General features: G+C 63.6%; 18 protein-coding genes and 1 pseudogene. 6 read left to right on the top strand and 13 right to left on the bottom strand.

Going from position 1 to position 15,868, the window contains the following annotated elements; genetic code table 11:
* Positions 1-178: 178 nt before the first annotated feature.
* The 3 genes from H620_RS0117780 to H620_RS0117770 all read right to left on the bottom strand — a co-directional run bounded on the left by H620_RS0117780 (position 179) and on the right by H620_RS0117770 (position 2,691).
* A complete protein-coding gene (locus H620_RS0117780) occupies positions 179-1,066 on the bottom strand; it encodes a pirin family protein (protein ID WP_027907791.1) in 888 nt (295 codons plus the stop codon).
* Between the two features lie 101 nt (positions 1,067-1,167).
* Entirely contained in the window at positions 1,168-2,040 is an 873-nt protein-coding gene (locus H620_RS0117775) for an alpha/beta fold hydrolase (protein WP_023380304.1), read from the bottom strand.
* A 21-nt stretch (positions 2,041-2,061) separates the two neighbouring features.
* Positions 2,062-2,691: a LysE family translocator gene (locus tag H620_RS0117770; protein ID WP_023380303.1), complete on the bottom strand. Its 630-nt coding sequence runs from the start codon at positions 2,689-2,691 to the stop codon at positions 2,062-2,064.
* 129 nt (positions 2,692-2,820) lie between these two features.
* On the opposite strand from H620_RS0117770, the gene H620_RS0117765 reads away from it, so the two are divergent.
* The 6 genes from H620_RS0117765 to H620_RS0117740 all read left to right on the top strand — a co-directional run bounded on the left by H620_RS0117765 (position 2,821) and on the right by H620_RS0117740 (position 8,041).
* The gene (locus H620_RS0117765; protein WP_023380302.1) at positions 2,821-3,300 is read left to right on the top strand and encodes a GNAT family N-acetyltransferase; all 480 of its coding nucleotides are present in this window, start codon (positions 2,821-2,823) and stop codon (positions 3,298-3,300) included.
* 99 nt (positions 3,301-3,399) lie between these two features.
* Positions 3,400-4,293, top strand: coding sequence for a LysR family transcriptional regulator (locus tag H620_RS0117760; RefSeq protein WP_023380301.1), 894 nt, complete (start codon positions 3,400-3,402; stop codon positions 4,291-4,293).
* Between the two features lie 219 nt (positions 4,294-4,512).
* Positions 4,513-4,890, top strand: a complete 378-nt coding sequence (locus H620_RS27475) for a hypothetical protein (RefSeq protein ID WP_238346520.1) — start codon at positions 4,513-4,515, stop codon at positions 4,888-4,890.
* Positions 4,887-5,681, top strand: coding sequence for a class II aldolase/adducin family protein (locus tag H620_RS0117750; protein ID WP_023380299.1), 795 nt, complete (start codon positions 4,887-4,889; stop codon positions 5,679-5,681). The genes H620_RS27475 and H620_RS0117750 overlap by 4 nt, the downstream gene beginning before the upstream one ends.
* Positions 5,682-5,968: 287 nt before the next feature.
* Positions 5,969-7,069 carry an LLM class flavin-dependent oxidoreductase gene (locus H620_RS0117745; protein WP_027907789.1) on the top strand — a complete coding sequence of 367 codons (1,101 nt, stop codon included), beginning with the start codon at positions 5,969-5,971 and terminating at the stop codon, positions 7,067-7,069.
* A 60-nt stretch (positions 7,070-7,129) separates the two neighbouring features.
* The gene (locus tag H620_RS0117740; RefSeq protein WP_027907788.1) at positions 7,130-8,041 is read left to right on the top strand and encodes a LysR family transcriptional regulator; all 912 of its coding nucleotides are present in this window, start codon (positions 7,130-7,132) and stop codon (positions 8,039-8,041) included.
* An 89-nt stretch (positions 8,042-8,130) separates the two neighbouring features.
* On the opposite strand, the gene madM is transcribed toward H620_RS0117740, so the two are convergent.
* The 10 genes and pseudogenes from madM to H620_RS27110 all read right to left on the bottom strand — a co-directional run.
* Entirely contained in the window at positions 8,131-8,895 is a 765-nt protein-coding gene (madM, locus tag H620_RS0117735; protein WP_027907787.1) for a malonate transporter subunit MadM, read from the bottom strand.
* A gap of 2 nt (positions 8,896-8,897) precedes the next feature.
* Positions 8,898-9,320 (bottom strand): malonate transporter subunit MadL, encoded by a 423-nt coding sequence (madL, locus tag H620_RS0117730; RefSeq protein WP_023380295.1) that lies wholly within the window; start codon positions 9,318-9,320, stop codon positions 8,898-8,900.
* 136 nt (positions 9,321-9,456) lie between these two features.
* Positions 9,457-10,377, bottom strand: coding sequence for a malonate decarboxylase subunit epsilon (gene mdcH, locus H620_RS0117725; RefSeq protein WP_027907786.1), 921 nt, complete (start codon positions 10,375-10,377; stop codon positions 9,457-9,459).
* A complete protein-coding gene (locus H620_RS0117720; protein WP_027907785.1) occupies positions 10,374-10,988 on the bottom strand; it encodes a malonate decarboxylase holo-ACP synthase in 615 nt (204 codons plus the stop codon). Before H620_RS0117720 ends, mdcH begins: the two co-directional genes overlap by 4 nt.
* Position 10,989: 1 nt before the next feature.
* Positions 10,990-11,781: a biotin-independent malonate decarboxylase subunit gamma gene (mdcE, locus tag H620_RS0117715; RefSeq protein ID WP_027907784.1), complete on the bottom strand. Its 792-nt coding sequence runs from the start codon at positions 11,779-11,781 to the stop codon at positions 10,990-10,992.
* Positions 11,778-12,626, bottom strand: a complete 849-nt coding sequence (locus H620_RS0117710; protein ID WP_023380291.1) for a biotin-independent malonate decarboxylase subunit beta — start codon at positions 12,624-12,626, stop codon at positions 11,778-11,780. Before H620_RS0117710 ends, mdcE begins: the two co-directional genes overlap by 4 nt.
* On the bottom strand, positions 12,619-12,918 hold the full coding sequence (locus tag H620_RS0117705; RefSeq protein WP_023380290.1) for a malonate decarboxylase subunit delta: 300 nt from the start codon (positions 12,916-12,918) through the stop codon (positions 12,619-12,621). The genes H620_RS0117710 and H620_RS0117705 overlap by 8 nt, the downstream gene beginning before the upstream one ends.
* Position 12,919: 1 nt before the next feature.
* Positions 12,920-13,762, bottom strand: coding sequence for a triphosphoribosyl-dephospho-CoA synthase (locus tag H620_RS0117700; protein WP_244880967.1), 843 nt, complete (start codon positions 13,760-13,762; stop codon positions 12,920-12,922).
* An 83-nt stretch (positions 13,763-13,845) separates the two neighbouring features.
* Complete coding sequence (gene mdcA, locus H620_RS0117695) at positions 13,846-15,507, bottom strand: malonate decarboxylase subunit alpha (RefSeq protein WP_023380288.1); 1,662 nt, start codon at positions 15,505-15,507, stop codon at positions 13,846-13,848.
* Positions 15,508-15,654: 147 nt separating this feature from the next.
* Positions 15,655-15,868: pseudogene (locus H620_RS27110) on the bottom strand (hypothetical protein); the annotation flags it as partial.

The following is a 15,868-nucleotide window of genomic DNA, read 5'->3' as shown; positions in this document are numbered from 1 at the left end:
ATGGCCTGTTGTGTGAGTACGCCTTTGCCGCGTGGGGTGCCAATTGATAATGCGCATGTCCAAGCGGCACTCCATGTGCCTGAACAATGATCGGCTCAGATATCCCTAAGCACCTTAGTGGAAGAATGCGATCCGGGCCGGGTGGTTCGACTGGATGCTGGCAGTTCGCGACGGGCGGTCAGTGCGCGGCACCGTCGCGGTCCTCGGCCATCTGTCCGAACCGACCGGCATGGAAGTCATCGAACGACTCGGCGATCTCGACCTGACTGTTCATCACGAACGGACCATAGCCCACTATCGGTTCGTCGATCGGCTCACCACTGAGCAGCAACACACTGCTGTCCTGCTGCGCCTCGATCACCACATGCTCTCCGTCGCGCTCGAACAGCACCAGGCTGGCCGGGCCGGCTTCTCGCTCGCCGTTGGCGCGCAGCATACCGCGCAACACCACCAGAGCGGCCGTGCGCCCCTGCGCCACCGGCAACTGCAGCGAAGTACCGGCTTTCAGGCGCAAGTCCCAGACGTCCATCGGGGTAAAGGTGCGGGCGGGGCCTCGCCGGCCTTCGTACTCACCGGCAATCACCCGGACACTGCCCCCCTCATGCGCCAACGGCACAACAGGAATGTCAGAGGCCAGCAGCGTCTGGTAGCCCGCAGCGGCGCGCTTGTCCCGCGCAGGCAGGTTGACCCAAAGTTGCACCATTTCGAGGGTACCGCCTTGGCGCGCGAACGCTGGCGAATGGAATTCTTCGTGAATGATGCCATTGGCGGCGGTCATCCATTGCACGTCGCCTGGGCCGATCAGGCCGCCGGCACCCGTGGAGTCACGGTGCTCCAGTTCGCCCTGGTAGACGATTGTCACGGTCTCGAAGCCCCGGTGCGGGTGCTGCCCAACCCCACGCCGGTCATGGGTGGGCGTGAAGTCATGGGGCCCCGCGTAGTCCAACAGCAGGAATGGGCTGATCTGGCTGGCCAGGTTGTCATAGGTGAACAGGCTGCGTACCGGAAAACCGTCCCCCACCCAGTGCGCATGGGGGCTGCGGTGGATACCCAGTATCGTTTTCATGAGAAGTCTCCTCTCTCGGCTGGGCTCACCTTAACAACCATGTCAATCCGCCGGAAGACGGCTCAAATGGCATGGATCGTTCCACTGACAGGACAATACGCTCATTGGTGAAGAAAGGAGAGCACCTGTTCCGCCGCCATGACAGGGTCTTCCTGCATGAAGCAGTGACCACCGGGTACGGGTAGCGCGGTGACATTGGCATTGAGCGTGGCCAGGCGGTTTACCGAGCGAGGGACGAAGGGATAGGTGTGCTCGCCGTACAGCACCAGGGTCGGCACCTGGATACGGGCAAGATTGGGCCACATGCGGGTGGGGAAAGAACTGAATATCTCCACTTCGCGGCTGGGCCGGCACTTGAGCACCACCCCTTCCCCGCAGTCACCGATAGCGTGTTCGACGTAGGCCTGCAGCGCTGCGGCGCTCCACCCCTTGAAGATACCCCGCCCTTGAAGCGAGGCCAGTGCGGCTTCGCGATCCGGCCAGTGACTGCGGCGGCTGGCCGCCTTGCGCGCCAGGGCATGACGACGATGCAGGCCAACCATTGCGGCCGCGCCCATGACCCCGATCATCCGCCGACTGAACAATACCGGGTCAAGCAAAACGGCTCGCGCGAAGGCCAGCGGGTCGCTGGCCAGCATCAGCCCGGTGAGCACGCCACCGAAGCTATGCCCGACGGCATATCGAGGTACATCGCCATATTCGCCGCGTCCCGCTTCGAAGGCCTCCAAGGCCAGTGCCGCCGTGCGGTTCCAGCCCAGAAAATCACCGCCGTGGTCGCTGTCTCCATGCCCCTGCACGTCGCTCAGCCACAAGTCGAAATGCTCTGCCAGACGCATCAACAGTGGCTGGTAAGCCAGGCTGCAAAAACCATTGCCATGGAGAAAATGCACCAGCGGCTTGCCACTGGCTGGCGAACGCCAGCCGCGCAAGGTGAAACCTTCGGTGCAGGTATGGGACCAGGGAATCAACTCCATCGGCGCGCGCTACTCATCGTTCTAGGAAAACGCCGATTCTACAAACAGCAACGGGTACAGCGAAATCACCAGCAACAAGGCCATCAGGACATTGAACAGCATCAGCCAGCGCGGGTTCTGCAGCACATTGCGCAAGGCGCTGCCGAACATCACCCAGACCCCGACGCTGGGCAGGTTGACCAGGGCGAACACCGCAGCGATCACGATGACATTGAGCACATAGCCTTGGGCCGGTGTGTAAGTGGTGATCGCCCCCACGGCCATTACCCAGGCCTTGGGATTGACCCATTGAAACGCTGCCGCGCCCCAGAACCCAAGGGGCTTGCGGGCGCCGGAAGAAGAGCTGCCGACCGGTCCGGAGGTGGCGATTTTCCAGGCCAGGTAAAGCAAGTAAACGGCGCCGGTATAACGCAGCACGGTATACAGCGGCGGCCAGGCCTTGAACACTTCGCCCAGGCCAAAGCCCACCGCCAGCACCATCACCATGAAGCCGACACTGATTCCGATGGCGTGGGGAATGGTCCGACGCACGCCGAAGTTCACCCCCGACGCCAGCAACATGGTGTTGTTCGGCCCTGGGGTGATGGAGGAAACGAAGGCGAATAACATGAAGGCCATGAGCAAATCGGCAGAGGCAAGCATGATCGGCATTCCGCATTTATTGTCGTTGCTGCCACACTAGCCGAGTCGCCCTGACTGCAACCGATACAGTTGGGTTAAATTAAACAGATACAAATCACTGTACCGACCCGCGATGTTCTCCACCCACAAGGACGCCCCATGAGCCTCAACATCCGCCCTGCCGTTCGTAGCGATGCTGCGCAGATTTTGGCCTTCATCACCGAGCTCGCCGACTACGAACGTGCCCGCCACGAAGTGGTCGCCTCCCTAGCCGACATCGAGCACAGCCTGTTCGACGAGGGCAGCACGGTGCATAGCCTGATCTGCGAGCGAGACGGCCGGGCCATCGGCTTTGCCGTGTATTTCTACAGTTACTCGACCTGGCTGGGGCGCAACGGCATCTACCTGGAAGACCTGTACATCACCCCCGAGCAACGCGGCGATGGCGCAGGACGGCAACTGCTGCGGCACATTGCCCGTGAGGCGGTGGCAAACCAGTGTGGGCGCCTGGAGTGGAGCGTGCTGGACTGGAACGAGCCCGCCATCGGGTTCTACAAATCGTTGGGCGCAGAGGCCCAGGATGAGTGGGTCCGGTATCGGATGGAGGGTGAAACCTTGCTGGGCTTCGCCCACGGCTGAGGCGGAACGGCCTGGCAGCCCAACTCGCTGTGACAATCGGCGTCACGGGGATTATGCTCTGTAGGCATGTCCCCACGTTTCAATATGTGAGCGCCGAATATGAAAATCGATGACATGGACGCCTTCGTGGCGGTCATCCGTTGCCAGTCGACCAACCTTGCCGCCGAGGCCCTGCAACTGACCCAGCCGGCCATCACGCGCCGGGTGCAGAACTTCGAGCAAGACCTGGGCGCCACCCTCCTCGACCGCAACACCAAACCGCTCAGACCGACACCCATGGGACTGCGGGTATACGAGCAGTGCAAGGCCATCCTGCGCGAGATCGACTCGCTGCGCGAATTGGTGGCCAACGACGGTGCACCGTCCGGCACCCTGCGACTTGGCGTGCCACAGACACTGGGCGATGTGATATTGCTCGATGCCCTGGCGCAGTTGCGCGAAACCTATCCGCAACTGCGTACCCAAGTCACCAGCGGTTGGGGCAGCAGCCTGATCGCCCGTATGGAAAATGGCGAACTCGACGCCGCTGCGGCGCTGTTCCCGCCGGGCAAGATTTTCCCGGAGGGCATCGCCAGCCAGTCGGTTGCACGAATGCCGTTGCGAGTAGTGGCTGCCAAGGGGAGTGCCAGCAAACGTAGCTTCAAGCTCAAGGACTGCTACACCCGCGGCTGGGTACTCAACCCCGATGGTTGCGGCTTTCGCGCCGGGTTGCAGCGGGCACTGAGCGAACAGGGCCTGAGCCTGACGATCAACCTGGAGACCTTCGGTACCGAGTTGCAACTGGGCCTGGTCGCCACAGGCCAAGGACTGGGCCTTGTGCCAGAACCGCTGCTGGAGGGCAGCCGCCATCGCGATGCACTGGAGGTGGTCAATGTGTCCGACTTCAAGCCGCAGGTCGACTTGTGGTTGTTCCACCCCCGATACCTGGGGAATCTGCAAGAGCCGGTTGAGTTGTTCGGGGAAATCGCGGGCAATCGATTGAAAGCGGAGTGAGCTCGCACGCTCCTATCGCCGGCCCTTGTGAGAGTGGGCTTGCGAGGGGCGAGCCGATCCGCGCCGGCACCATCGCTAAATGCACATACCGCATAAATAAGAAATTATTTTATTCTCAAAACAAATAATTAGCATAGAACCAAAAAGACTTTTACAGCATCCGCTCCTACGAATACGTTCTTTGAAACCTAACGTGTTCCAGGGATGGATGAATGCCCCATGAGTCACCCCCGTCCACGCCCCGCAAGACGATATGGTGCTCGGCCAGACCGTGCGCACTGCGCTGGCGGAGGTGGCCGCAAGAGCCAGTCGGTGATCACCGGCCAATTGCAACTGGACGAGCCGGCCGATGCGATGGGGCCTGATCGCTCGGCCCAGCCTCAAGGTCACCGCCCGGAGCCACTTCCTGTCGGACATCCGCTCTATCGCCATCGGCGGGTGTACCTGTCGCCTCACGCCTCGGTGATTTTCGAAGAAGGCTACCTCGCCCTGCAGGACGCCTTCCTCGACAACTGTGCCCGTTCCCCCAAGCAAGCCCCGCTGCGCGGGTGGACACCCAGCGCGGCTACCGTTCCTGACTTCTGGAGAGCATCATGAGTTCATTGTCTGCGGTATCCCCCAACGAAAGCGGCGTGCGCCAGCGGGTCGGCGCCGAAGAATGGGAGGTGCGAGTCAAGCTCGCCGCGGCCTACCGGCTGGCGGCACTGTTCCGCTGGACCGACCATATCTACACACATTTTTCGGCCCGCGTGCCTGGGCCGGATGAACACTTCCTGATCAACGCGTTTGGCCTGTTGTTCGACGAAATCACCGCCTCGAACCTGGTGAAGGTGGATGTCGACGGCACGATCATCGACGACCCACTGGGCCTGGGCATCAACCAGGCCGGCTACGTGATTCACAGCGCTATCCATCGTGCCCGCCCCGACCTCAAGGCGGTGCTGCATACCCATACCCGTGACGGTGCCGCCGTGTCGGCCCAGCGCAAGGGTCTGCTGCCGATCTCGCAACATGCCCTGGCTTACTACAGCCGGGTGGCCTACCACGACTATGAAGGCGTCGCGCTGGACCTTGACGAGCAACAACGACTGGTGGCCAACCTGGGCACCGGCAATATCCTGATTCTGCGCAATCACGGCCTGCTGACGGGCGGCATCAGTGTCGAGCATGCCTTTCGCGAACTGCATGGGCTGGAGCGCGCCTGCAACATCCAAGTGGCGGCGCAAGTTGGCGGCCATGATCAGTTGTTGCATGCATCGCCGGCAGCGATCGCCAAGGTCCATGAGCAATCCAAGCGGTTTTCCGATGGGCAGGGTGAGGGCATCAAGCGGCACTGGGATGCACTGATTCGGCAACTGGACCGGGAGGGGCTTGATTACCAGCGCTGATTGGATCGGCCTCATCGACTGCACGTCGGCGGCGTTCTGGATCGGCACCCAAGCCCATCGCAAAAAATTACAATAATGCATTTATATCTATATTTTTTATGAATCATAAACATAATTAGAATAGAACCACAAAGCCTTTCACAACCTCACCCCACAACCGCTAAGTTCACTGCAGACCGACCCCTTTCCTGGCGGAGGCCGACAACCACCCACTTCCCGGCCGCCTGGCTCGCCTCGACCGGACAGACGCGGCGGCCTGAGCCCACCACGACAGAGAGTTCTGATTCATGAGTCTCGAATTCATCGGCCTCATCGGCCCCCAGGAAGGCAGCGAATCGCAGGCGCCGCGTGGCCCGCTGGTCGACCTCGAATTCATCAGGGCCTTTTCCCACGCCCAGGAATACGGCGGTTTCGACAAAGCGTTGCTGGCAGTCAACACCAGCGAGCCGGACTCGCTGATTCTGGCCAGCTATGTGGCGGCGCTAACCGAGCGCATCGGCCTGCTGGTGGCGCACCGCCCCGGGTTCCAAGCGCCGACGTTCGCCGCTCGACAGCTCGCCACCCTCGACCAGCTCAGCCGTGGCCGCGCCTCGATCAACATCATCACCGGCGGCGATAGCGGTGATCTGCAACGCGACGGCGACTTCCTCGACAAGGATGCACGTTACGCCCGCACCGACGAGTACCTGGAGGTGATGCGCAAGACCTGGACCCGCACCGAACCTTTCGACCACCACGGTGAACACTACCGGGTCGAGGACAACTTGACCCTGGTCAAGCCGGTGGCCAAGCTGCCTGTCTACTTCTCCGGTGCCTCTGACGCGGCGGTGGAGGTGGCGGCCAAGCATGCCGATGTCTACATGATGTGGGGCGAACCGCTGGAGCAAGTACGCGAGCGCATCGGCAAGGTGCGCAAGGCCGCGGCACGCTATGGCCGCGAACAGAAGATCCGCTTCAGCCTGTCGCTACGGCCGATCCTTGGTGCCACCGAGGCAGAGGCCTGGGCACGGGCCGAACGCATCCTCGCCGACGCTCAGCACCGCATCGGCTTGCGCCAGGGCAACCGCCGCGATAAAAACGTCGGCAAGAGCAACGTCGGCTCGGAGCGCCTGGTGCAATTGGCCAGCCAACGCAAGGTTCACGACACCCGCTTGTGGACCGAGATCGCTGCGCTGGGCGGCGGAGCTGGCAACTCCACCTCGCTGGTTGGCACTGCCGATCAGGTCGCCGAGGCAGCACTGGCCTACTACGAGCTGGGTGTTACCACCTTCCTGTTCCGTGGCTTCGATCAGCTTCGCGATGCCGTAGAGTACGGCCAAGCGCTGATTCCACGCATCAAGTCGCGGGTGCAGAGACAACCGCCCGAGGGCCAGGCGCTGCAAGCTTGAGCTGACCTAAATCCACTGCGCTTGTGGCAAGATCAGTCTCCCTCGACTGCGAGCCATTCCATGCTCATCGACGAAGAACTGACCCTCAAGAAGCTCGAGACTTTTCTCGCCTTCATGCGCAGCGGCAACCTCGGCCGTGCCGCCGCTGAGTTGTCGACCAGCGCGGTGAGCGTGCACCGGGCGATCCACTCCCTGGAAAGCGCCCTGCGCTGCCCGCTGTTCAAGCACGAAGGCCGTCAGCTGATTCCGCTGGAAAGCGCCTATGTGCTGGAGAAGAAAGCCCGCCAGCTGATTCAGGATGCTGAGCAAATGGTGCGGCAGACCCGGGAAGCGGCAGGCTTCTATGCCGAGCGCTTTCGGCTGGGTGCGCTGTACTCGCTGACGGTCAAGACCGTGCCCAAGCTGGTGATGGGCCTGAAGCTGCGGCGCAGCGAACTGAATATCGACCTGACCCTTGGCTCGAACATCGACCTGCTACAGCGCCTGAAAAACCACGAACTGGATGCGATTCTGGTGTCGCTGGACGACAGCGTCGATGACCCGACCTGCGAACAGTTGCCGCTGTTCTCGGACGATATCTTCCTTGCCGTGCCCACCGATTCGTCGTTTGCGGCACAGGCCGAGGTGGACTTGGCGGACCTGGCCGATTCTACCTTCATAACCCTGACCCAGGGCTTCGCCACCCACCGTGATGGCGCGCGGGTGTTCCAACAGGCCGGCTTCGAGCCAAAGGTAGCGATGCAGGTGAACGATATCTTCACACTGCTGAGCATGGTCAGCTCGGGCGTGGGTTATGCCCTGCTACCGGGGCGCATCGCCGCAGTGTACGAGAACCGCGTGCGGCTGCTACCGCTGCAACCGCGCTACCGCTTGCAACAGCACATTGGCGTGGTGTTTCTCAAGGCCCGGGAGCGAGAGCCGAACCTGTTGGCGTTGTTGGCTGAATGCCGGATGTATAGCCGGGAAAACTGAGCGAGTTTCATTGCCGTCAAGCCGACGCCTACCGATTGAACCTGCAGGCGCCGGCTTGCTGGCGATAGGCTGCACCGCAACGCAGACGCCTAGCCCACCAGCCCACGCACACAGAAGTACAGTATCGAAGGTCCCATCAAACACCCCAGCCCGGTATGGAAGGTCGCCGTCAGAGCGCCATAGGGCACCAACCGTCGATCCGTCGCCGCAAGGCCCGCTGTTACACCCGAGACTGTTCCCGCCAGCCCGCCGAACACCATGGCCGAACGTGGGTTGTCCAGGGCCAGCAAGCGCGCAGAGACCGGAGTGAACACCATTACCAAGATCGCCTTGATCAAACCGGTGGCAATCGACAGCGCGACCACGTCCGAACTCGCCCCCAGCGCGGCGCCAGTGACCGGCCCGACGATATAGGTCACTGCGCCGGCTCCGATGGTGGTCATGCTCACCGCATCGCGATAACCGAAGGCATAAGCAACCGCCGCCCCGACCATGAACGGCAGCACCGTTCCCAGCAGCAGCGATACTGCACCGATCATCCCCGCCTTGCGTGCTTCGGTGGCCTGCACCTCGAACGCTGTGGCGACAATCGCGAAGTCACGCAGCATGGCCCCTCCCATCAGGCCGATGCCCGAGAACAGCGCCATATCGGCCAAGCCTTTCTGCCCGCCGGTCACGGTGCCGCCGACCCAGGCCAGTGCCAGGCCAATGACGATGGCGATGGCCGATCCGTGCACCCGGCCGAAGGTCAGGTATTTCGACAGCAGTACCGACAACCACATGATCCCACCCACCACCGCGAACGCGGTGATCAGGCCGTTGTGCTCCAGGGCATTGTCAATGATCGGCCACATGATCAACGACCTCCCGCAGGGACGACCTGCGTCTGGGTTGCGGGGTCCGCATTCAGCGCGGGCAAGGGTTCGCCGCGATGGCTGCGGCTGATCAGGGCGATCGTCAAGCCGCAAACCAGCACGGCACCGACCGCCGCCAGCAGTGCGGCAGGCCCACCATGCAGGGCCGTGACCACGTTCTGTTGGGCCGCCATGGCCACCACCACCGGGATATACATCGCGCCCCAGAACCCAACGCCGAATTCGCATTCCTTGCTCATGCCGCCGTGGCGGTGCATGTACAGCCTCGCGCAGATCAGCAGGATCATGGCGATGCCAACCCCGCCCACATTGGATTTGACCCCAAGCAGCACGCCCAGGAAGTCGCCGACGATAACGCCGGCCAGCGTGCATACCGCCAGCAGAGCCACACCATAGATAATCATTGTCGTTGTCCTCAGCTTGTGTCGAAGTTGCTTGTTGTTGTTCTTCGATAACGCTTTTGTTGCGCTGCCCGTGCCAGCCTCATCGCCGGCAAGCCGACGGCTACCGCGGCTGAAGGAGACAGCTAGCCCAGGGACATCATCGGTCGTTGGCCACCTCCTGACGCAACAAGACGTCCATGGTATCGGGCCGGGTCGACTCGACTGCCAGCACCCTGCCCTGTTCGAATACAGGACGCGCCAGGCCGCTTAATACGCTGCCTGGCGGCAGTTCCAGGTGCAGGCGCACACCGCGCTCATATGCGTTGCGCAACGTAGCACGCCAGTTCACCAGCCGCGCCATGTTGCCTGCCAGGTCGTCGCGCAGGCGCTCTGGGTCGAAGATCGGCCGGCCGCTGGTGCTGCTCAGGTAGGTGATACGTGGACGGCGCAATGGCACATCGGCAAAGGCTTCGGCCAACGTCCGCGCGGGTTCGTCGAGCAAGGCGCAATGGGACGGCACGCTGACAGCCAGGCGACGAGCGACGCCCTGGCCTTGGCGGCGAACGCGAGCGGCGACTTCATCCAGCGCAGTGTCTCGGCCGGCGATGACGATCTGGTTGTCGCTGTTGAGGTTGGCCAGAAACACCTCGCCCCCCACCTGCGCCAGCAGACGCTCGACACAGGCCAGGTCCAGGCCACTGATGGCGATCATGCCGTACCCTTGCGGATAGGCGCGTTGCATCAACTCGCCACGCAGGCTTACCAAGCGCACGGCATCACGCCAATCCAGCGCGTCGGCGGTCACTGCGGCGGGATAGGCCCCGATCGACAGCCCCGCCACGTAATCCGGGGCTGGGCCGCGCTGCATCAGCCAACGTGCCCACGCGACGCCGACCAGCAGCAGGCACAACTGCACGGCACGGGTGGAGTGCAGGGCTGCTTCACTGTCCAGGTCCAGCACCTGTTCGCCCAAGGTATCGCTGGCCTCTTCGAGCAGCCGCCCGGAACCCTCGGGCAAACGATGCAGCATGCCTGGCTGCTGAACGCCCTGGCCGGGAAATGCGAACAGACTGCTCACGCCGCACACTCCAAGGCGTTCCAGGGGTCTGTCACCAGGCGGGCGCCATTGGCCGACTTGAGCAGAACCCGCCGTGCCATCCCCGCCCAGTCGCGCAGGGCGATGGCGCCATTTGGGGTGTCCAGTTGCAGGTCGATACGGCAGGGAGCGCAGTCCAGAATGGCCAGCAGTTCCCGCGCCTTTGCCCGTGCTACCGGCTGCGGTGTGCGCAGCAGCAGATCCAGATCGCTGGCCAGGTGCAGCACATTGCGAGCGGTGGCGATCTGGTACCCCACGCTTCCGGTCGGCCCCCATTCCAAGCCTGTGCTATCGAGCACCGGAGCCACCGAAGCCAGGGCCTGCAGTGCCGGCCAGGGGCTATCGCCCTGCCAGCGCAGCGCTTGCGGGCTCAACCGCCGCTGGACTTTGGCCAGAGGCATCTGCACGCCCAGGCGCTGCTCGCGTCCGTGCCCACGAAGCCCCACCGCCACCCAGCCGGGTGGACTGCAGGCCCGACGGACCACCACGGGCTCGCCACCTGCCAATACCTGATGCGCCCAGGCCGGCGCTGCATCAGGCAGGTTCTGCGGGGTCATGCCCCAGAGCAGGTCGTGGGGGTATGGGACGCCCATCTCAGGCCTCCTGCCACTGGCGACGCAACTGTTCGCGAACTTCGCGCGAAGCACGGCGGTTTTCACCCAGCAGGCGTGATGCAAGCGACGTGGAGCTGCCAATATCGCGCACGGCATCAGCCAGGCAGGCGCGCACCTGAGCCAGGTCCCTGACGCTCGGGGTCCGGGCGTTGTCGACCGACAGCCGCCGCCACAACAAGCCAAGCGACCCATAGCTGGCCAGGTCGTAGGCCATTGGCGGAACTTCGGCGGCCAGCACCTCCAGTGCCTCGACGCTGCGCAGGGTGATGCGCGCCGCGGCGGCCTTGCCCATGGCATGAACCATGACGCCGTCATCCTCCAGAGCAATCAGGCGCTGCGCCTGGTAGCCGTGGGCCAGGAACGCGCCAGACATGGCCTTGCCGACCAGCAGGCCTATCACCGGGTGGCCGGCCAGGCGCGCCTGGGCATAGGCGTGCACCGCGGCGGCCAAGGCCTGATGTATGCCCAACGCCTCCTCCCGTCGGCCGTAGGCCTGGCTCGGTACGTCAATGACGGCGACGATGGCACGTTTTTCACCCGAGCGATCGGCTTCCACAGCTTCGCTCACCGCCTTGGCCAAGCCCCAGCCTTCGAGTAGCCCAACCTCCCCCGAGCGCGCGCGGGGAAAGGGGTTGCTGGCATCTGGCACCACCGCGATGAAGCGCGCCAGACGATTATCCAGCTCACCATCGATCACCTGTATCGACGCCGGGTAACCAGGCAGAGCCTCACCTCCGGCCAGGCCGGGCAGCCAGTTCAAGGCACGGTTCATGAGATTGCTCCTTGATAGAGAGTTCGCACGGCAGCGGCGTCCAATTGCGGGCAGTCATCACCGAGGCTTGCCAGGCGATCGAGGAACCAGGCATGGCGAGCGACCCGATTGGCAGAGGGACTGTCGAGCAACTGCACCAGTCGCTGGCGGATACGGTCGACATCATCGGCAACGTAGGCGTCGACCAACCCGCAAGCATGACGCTGTTCACCGCCGGTCAGGCTCCAGATGAAAGGACGGTCCTTGGCGTCGTATTCCTCGATACCGGCTTCCTGTTCGATTACTTGGGGGCCGTTGAGCCCCAACCGGGCCTCGCGGGTGACCAGCAAGTGGCTGCACAAGCCAGCGGCGATGGACATGCCGCCGAAACAGCCGACCGAGCCTGCGATCAGGCCTACCACAGGTTGATGGGCGCGCAACTCGACGATGGCGGACTGAATCTCGGCAATGGCAGCAAGGCCCAGGTTGGCTTCCTGTAGGCGCACACCACCGGTTTCCAGCAACAACACCGCGCACGTGGGAATACCCTTGCGGTTATCCTCGATGGCCAACTCCAGCGCCCCAGCGATCTTGGCACCTCCTACTTCGCCCATGCTGCCACCCTGGAAGCCGCCCTCGATGGCCGCGATCACTGCACGTGTGCCTTTCAAACGGCCTTTGCCGATCACCACGCCATCGTCGGCCTGGGGCACGATGCCCTGACGCGGTAGCCAAGGCGACATGAGTCGGTCGAACGGGCCAAGCAGTTCGCGAAAGGTGCCAGGATCGAACAAGGCGCGGGCGCGTTGGCGTGCGCCGAGTTCGACGAAGCTGCGGCTGCGCAGCAGGCGGTCGATGTCAGTCATGGGCAATCTCCTCGAAACCTTGCTCCAGGCGCAGTCGCACCACTCCTGGAGTGGCGCCGAAATCGTGGATGTCGATCTTCACCGCCGGCAATGTGCGGCCTTCGAACAAGCGCTGAAACAGTTGCGTCCAGCGGGCGTCGCTGCCGTCGACCGAAGTTACCACCTGAATATCGAGGCGGCCGGCGGTGCCGGGCTCGATCAGTACCTCCAGGTCCCCGGAGCTGACGCACCCCACCAGGGTGCGGCCACGCCCCGGTCCGGCGGCGGGAAATTGAAACGTAAGGGTTTGCATGTCACAGGCTCCCGGCAAAGTCGAGGAACAGGCAAGCGGCCAACAAGTCGGCGGCACCGCCCGGTGAGGCATTCAGTTGCAGCAGTTGCATCTCCAGCTGACGCAGTTGCCGGCGCCCGCCGAGGGTGGCGCTGCCCCCAGCATCGAGCACGGCGCGGGCACCCTGCTGGACCGCGGCCAGACCCTGTGGCCCAGCGCGCCAGAGGACGCAGGTATCGCTCAGTGCGGCCATGATCGCCAGCAAGGCGTCCAGACGGGCATGGGTTTCGCTGGCTCCGGCGGCGCGGCTTCGCAGCAGTTGCGGCAGGCCATGCTCGATGACGGCTGGGAAGCCTTGCTGAGCTTGCTCACGCGCCCCACTGGCGCCGTAGCGACGGCGTACCTGGTTGCCGTGGCTGTCCGGGGCGATGGCGGCCGGGTCGTCGAGCAGCGCAATACGCCCTGCGCGGGCGGCCACTACCTGGGCGCCTGCGCCAGGGTCCAGGGCGCAGGCCGCAACCAGCAGGCCAAGCGCCCAGATTGCGCCTCGATGGGTATTCACCCCGGCCGTGACACTCAGCATGGCGGCTTCGCCTTCACGGCCGATGCGACCGAGCGCGCCGCGCAGTGGCTGGTCGATATACCCATGATCCTGGGCAGCCTCGGCCATCTGTCGCAGACAAGGCCACAGCGCCATTGCCGAAGCATGCATCAAGCTCAGGGTCATGTCGTTGTGAGCGCCGCTGCTGCGGCGGTCCACCAACCCAGGCTTGGGCGACAGGTCGGCCTCGTCGATCAAGGCAGCCACAGCGAGGTCGGCGAGGTGCTCGGGCAAGGTGATGGCCGATGACCGTTCGGGCCTCATCGCGGGCAAGCTCGCTCCTGCAGGAGGCTCAAGGCTCAGGGGGCGGCGCGATGGCCAATCCGATTGGGGATTCAAGGTTTCCATCACCAACTCCTGAAACGCGCAGGCGGGTTGTACAAACCTCCGGACCACTCCACCAGATCGGCGATGCTGCGCGCGGCGAGCAGTTCGCGGCCGGCGTCGGTGCGTCGAATGCCCAGGTCTTCGGGCAAAGCCACCAGGCCTTGCTGGCGCAGCCGCAGGGTGACTTTCGGGTCGTGACGCAGGCCGATGGCGGTAACCCCGGCCACGGCGGCGATCATCTGCTGACGTTGTTCAAGGCTGCGTGCCTTGTACAGGTAGGCGATGCCCTCTTCGGTCAACAGGTGGGTGACGTCGTCGCCGTAGATCATTACGGGGGCCAGGGGCATGCCGGTTTTCTTCGCGACCTCGACCGCGTCGAGCGTCTCGACGAAGGTGGGTTTACCGCCCTCCTGATAGGTCTCGACCATCTGCACCACCAGTTTGCGACCACGCTCGAGCAGGGTTTGCGGCACGGTCATGTCAAGCCAGGCCGGAGTAGCATGGCGCCGTCCCCTGGGGTCGTGCCCCATGTTCGGCGCACCGCCGAAACCTGCCAGGCGGCCACGGGTGACGGTCGAGGAATGGCCATCGCCATCGACCTGCAAGGTGGCGCCGATGAACAGGTCCACTGCGTATTGCCCTGCCAGCTGGCACATCATGCGATTGGAACGCAGCGAGCCATCGCGGCCGGTGAAGAACACGTCAGGGCGCTGAGCGATGTAGTCCTCCATGCCCAGCTCGGTACCGAAGCAGTGCACGCTTTCGACCCAGCCGGTCTCGATGGCCGGGATCAGGGTTGGGTGCGGGTTGAGGGTCCAGTTGCGGCAGATCTTGCCTTTGAGGCCCAGGGACTCGCCGTAGGTTGGCAGGATCAGTTCGATCGCGGCGGTATTGAAGCCAATGCCATGGTTGAGCGACTGGACCTGGTGCTTTTCGTAGATGCCACGGACGGCCATCATCGCCATCAGCACATGCACCGGCTTGATGTGACGCGGGTCGCGGGTGAACAGCGGCTCGATATAGAACGGCTTGTCGGCAACGACCACGAAATCGACCCAGGAAGCCGGAATGTCCACCCGTGGCAGGTCATCGGTACGCTCGACCAATTGGTTGACCTGGGCGATGACGATGCCATCGCTGAAGGCTGCCGGTTCCACCAAGGCCGGGGTGTCCTCGGTGCTGGGGCCGGTATACAGGTTGCCGTCGCGGTCGGCCATGAAACCTGCGACCAGGGTGACGTTGGGGATCAGGTCGACCAGCAGCCGCGAATACAGTTCGATGTAGGTGTGAATGGCGCCGACTTCCAGCAGGCCGTCTTCCAGCAGCTGGCCGATGCGCAGGCTCTGCGGGCCGGCGAAGGAGAAGTCGAGCTTGCGGGCGATGCCGCGTTCGAACAGGTCAAGGTGCTCGGCACGGCTCACGCTGGGCATGATCATGTGCAGGTCATGCAGATGCTCGGGGTCGGCCTTGGCCAGGGCGCGCGAGAGAAAGTCGGCCTGCTTCTGGTTGTTGCCTTCGAGCACGACCCGGTCGCCGGGAGCGATCAGCAACTCCAGGGCCTCGACGATCCGCTCGGTGGGCAGCACCACACTGTCGGCGAGGTGCCGGACCCGATCGAGACGACGCTGCTTCTCGGCGCGCCGCCTCGACCATTGCGGCGGTGGATTCGTTGTTATGGTCATGGGTGACTCCACGGTTCGCTGTCGTGGAGGCACATTAGGGCGGTACTGTCGGCTCGATCAATCAAGCTGGGTGCGTGATCGTTACGCTCAGGTTAACGATGGCGGGGCATTGAGCACCGTGACGACTGCAGGGGGATCAGCACGGCTTCGTCCACGCCAGTCCGGCTGACGCAACAGGCGAATCGGTACCTTGCGCAGCGCCTGCGCGACGGGCACGAAGCTGTCCGGTTGGTACAGGTATCTCGCCTTCGTCCTGCGGCGGCGAGCTTTCCCAGGCGAGGTTGTCGCCATCCCAGCCGTACAGGGTGTAACCGCAACCCAGTTCGCGCTGGCGCTTGGCGCGTTGCATCTGGTTCCAGCC

Source organism: Pseudomonas taiwanensis DSM 21245 (genome assembly GCF_000425785.1).
Lineage (GTDB): Bacteria > Pseudomonadota > Gammaproteobacteria > Pseudomonadales > Pseudomonadaceae > Aquipseudomonas > Aquipseudomonas taiwanensis.
Note: the sequence above shows the minus strand (reverse complement) of the source record. Positions and strands in the feature narration are given on the sequence as shown.

Bases quoted from the DNA above. Each gene is read 5' to 3' on its own strand.
- H620_RS0117780 (WP_027907791.1), bottom strand. From the start codon at position 1,066: ATGAAAACGATACTGGGTATCCACCGCAGCCCCCATGCGCACTGGGTG.
- H620_RS0117775 (WP_023380304.1), bottom strand. From the start codon at position 2,040: ATGGAGTTGATTCCCTGGTCCCATACCTGCACCGAAGGTTTCACCTTG.
- H620_RS0117770 (WP_023380303.1), bottom strand. From the start codon at position 2,691: ATGCCGATCATGCTTGCCTCTGCCGATTTGCTCATGGCCTTCATGTTA.
- H620_RS0117765 (WP_023380302.1), top strand. From the start codon at position 2,821: ATGAGCCTCAACATCCGCCCTGCCGTTCGTAGCGATGCTGCGCAGATT.
- H620_RS0117760 (WP_023380301.1), top strand. From the start codon at position 3,400: ATGAAAATCGATGACATGGACGCCTTCGTGGCGGTCATCCGTTGCCAG.
- H620_RS27475 (WP_238346520.1), top strand. From the start codon at position 4,513: ATGAGTCACCCCCGTCCACGCCCCGCAAGACGATATGGTGCTCGGCCA.
- H620_RS0117750 (WP_023380299.1), top strand. From the start codon at position 4,887: ATGAGTTCATTGTCTGCGGTATCCCCCAACGAAAGCGGCGTGCGCCAG.
- H620_RS0117745 (WP_027907789.1), top strand. From the start codon at position 5,969: ATGAGTCTCGAATTCATCGGCCTCATCGGCCCCCAGGAAGGCAGCGAA.
- H620_RS0117740 (WP_027907788.1), top strand. From the start codon at position 7,130: ATGCTCATCGACGAAGAACTGACCCTCAAGAAGCTCGAGACTTTTCTC.
- madM (WP_027907787.1), bottom strand. From the start codon at position 8,895: ATGTGGCCGATCATTGACAATGCCCTGGAGCACAACGGCCTGATCACC.
- madL (WP_023380295.1), bottom strand. From the start codon at position 9,320: ATGATTATCTATGGTGTGGCTCTGCTGGCGGTATGCACGCTGGCCGGC.
- H620_RS0117720 (WP_027907785.1), bottom strand. From the start codon at position 10,988: ATGGGCGTCCCATACCCCCACGACCTGCTCTGGGGCATGACCCCGCAG.
- mdcE (WP_027907784.1), bottom strand. From the start codon at position 11,781: ATGAACCGTGCCTTGAACTGGCTGCCCGGCCTGGCCGGAGGTGAGGCT.
- H620_RS0117710 (WP_023380291.1), bottom strand. From the start codon at position 12,626: ATGACTGACATCGACCGCCTGCTGCGCAGCCGCAGCTTCGTCGAACTC.
- H620_RS0117705 (WP_023380290.1), bottom strand. From the start codon at position 12,918: ATGCAAACCCTTACGTTTCAATTTCCCGCCGCCGGACCGGGGCGTGGC.
- H620_RS0117700 (WP_244880967.1), bottom strand. From the start codon at position 13,762: ATGAGGCCCGAACGGTCATCGGCCATCACCTTGCCCGAGCACCTCGCC.
- mdcA (WP_023380288.1), bottom strand. From the start codon at position 15,507: ATGACCATAACAACGAATCCACCGCCGCAATGGTCGAGGCGGCGCGCC.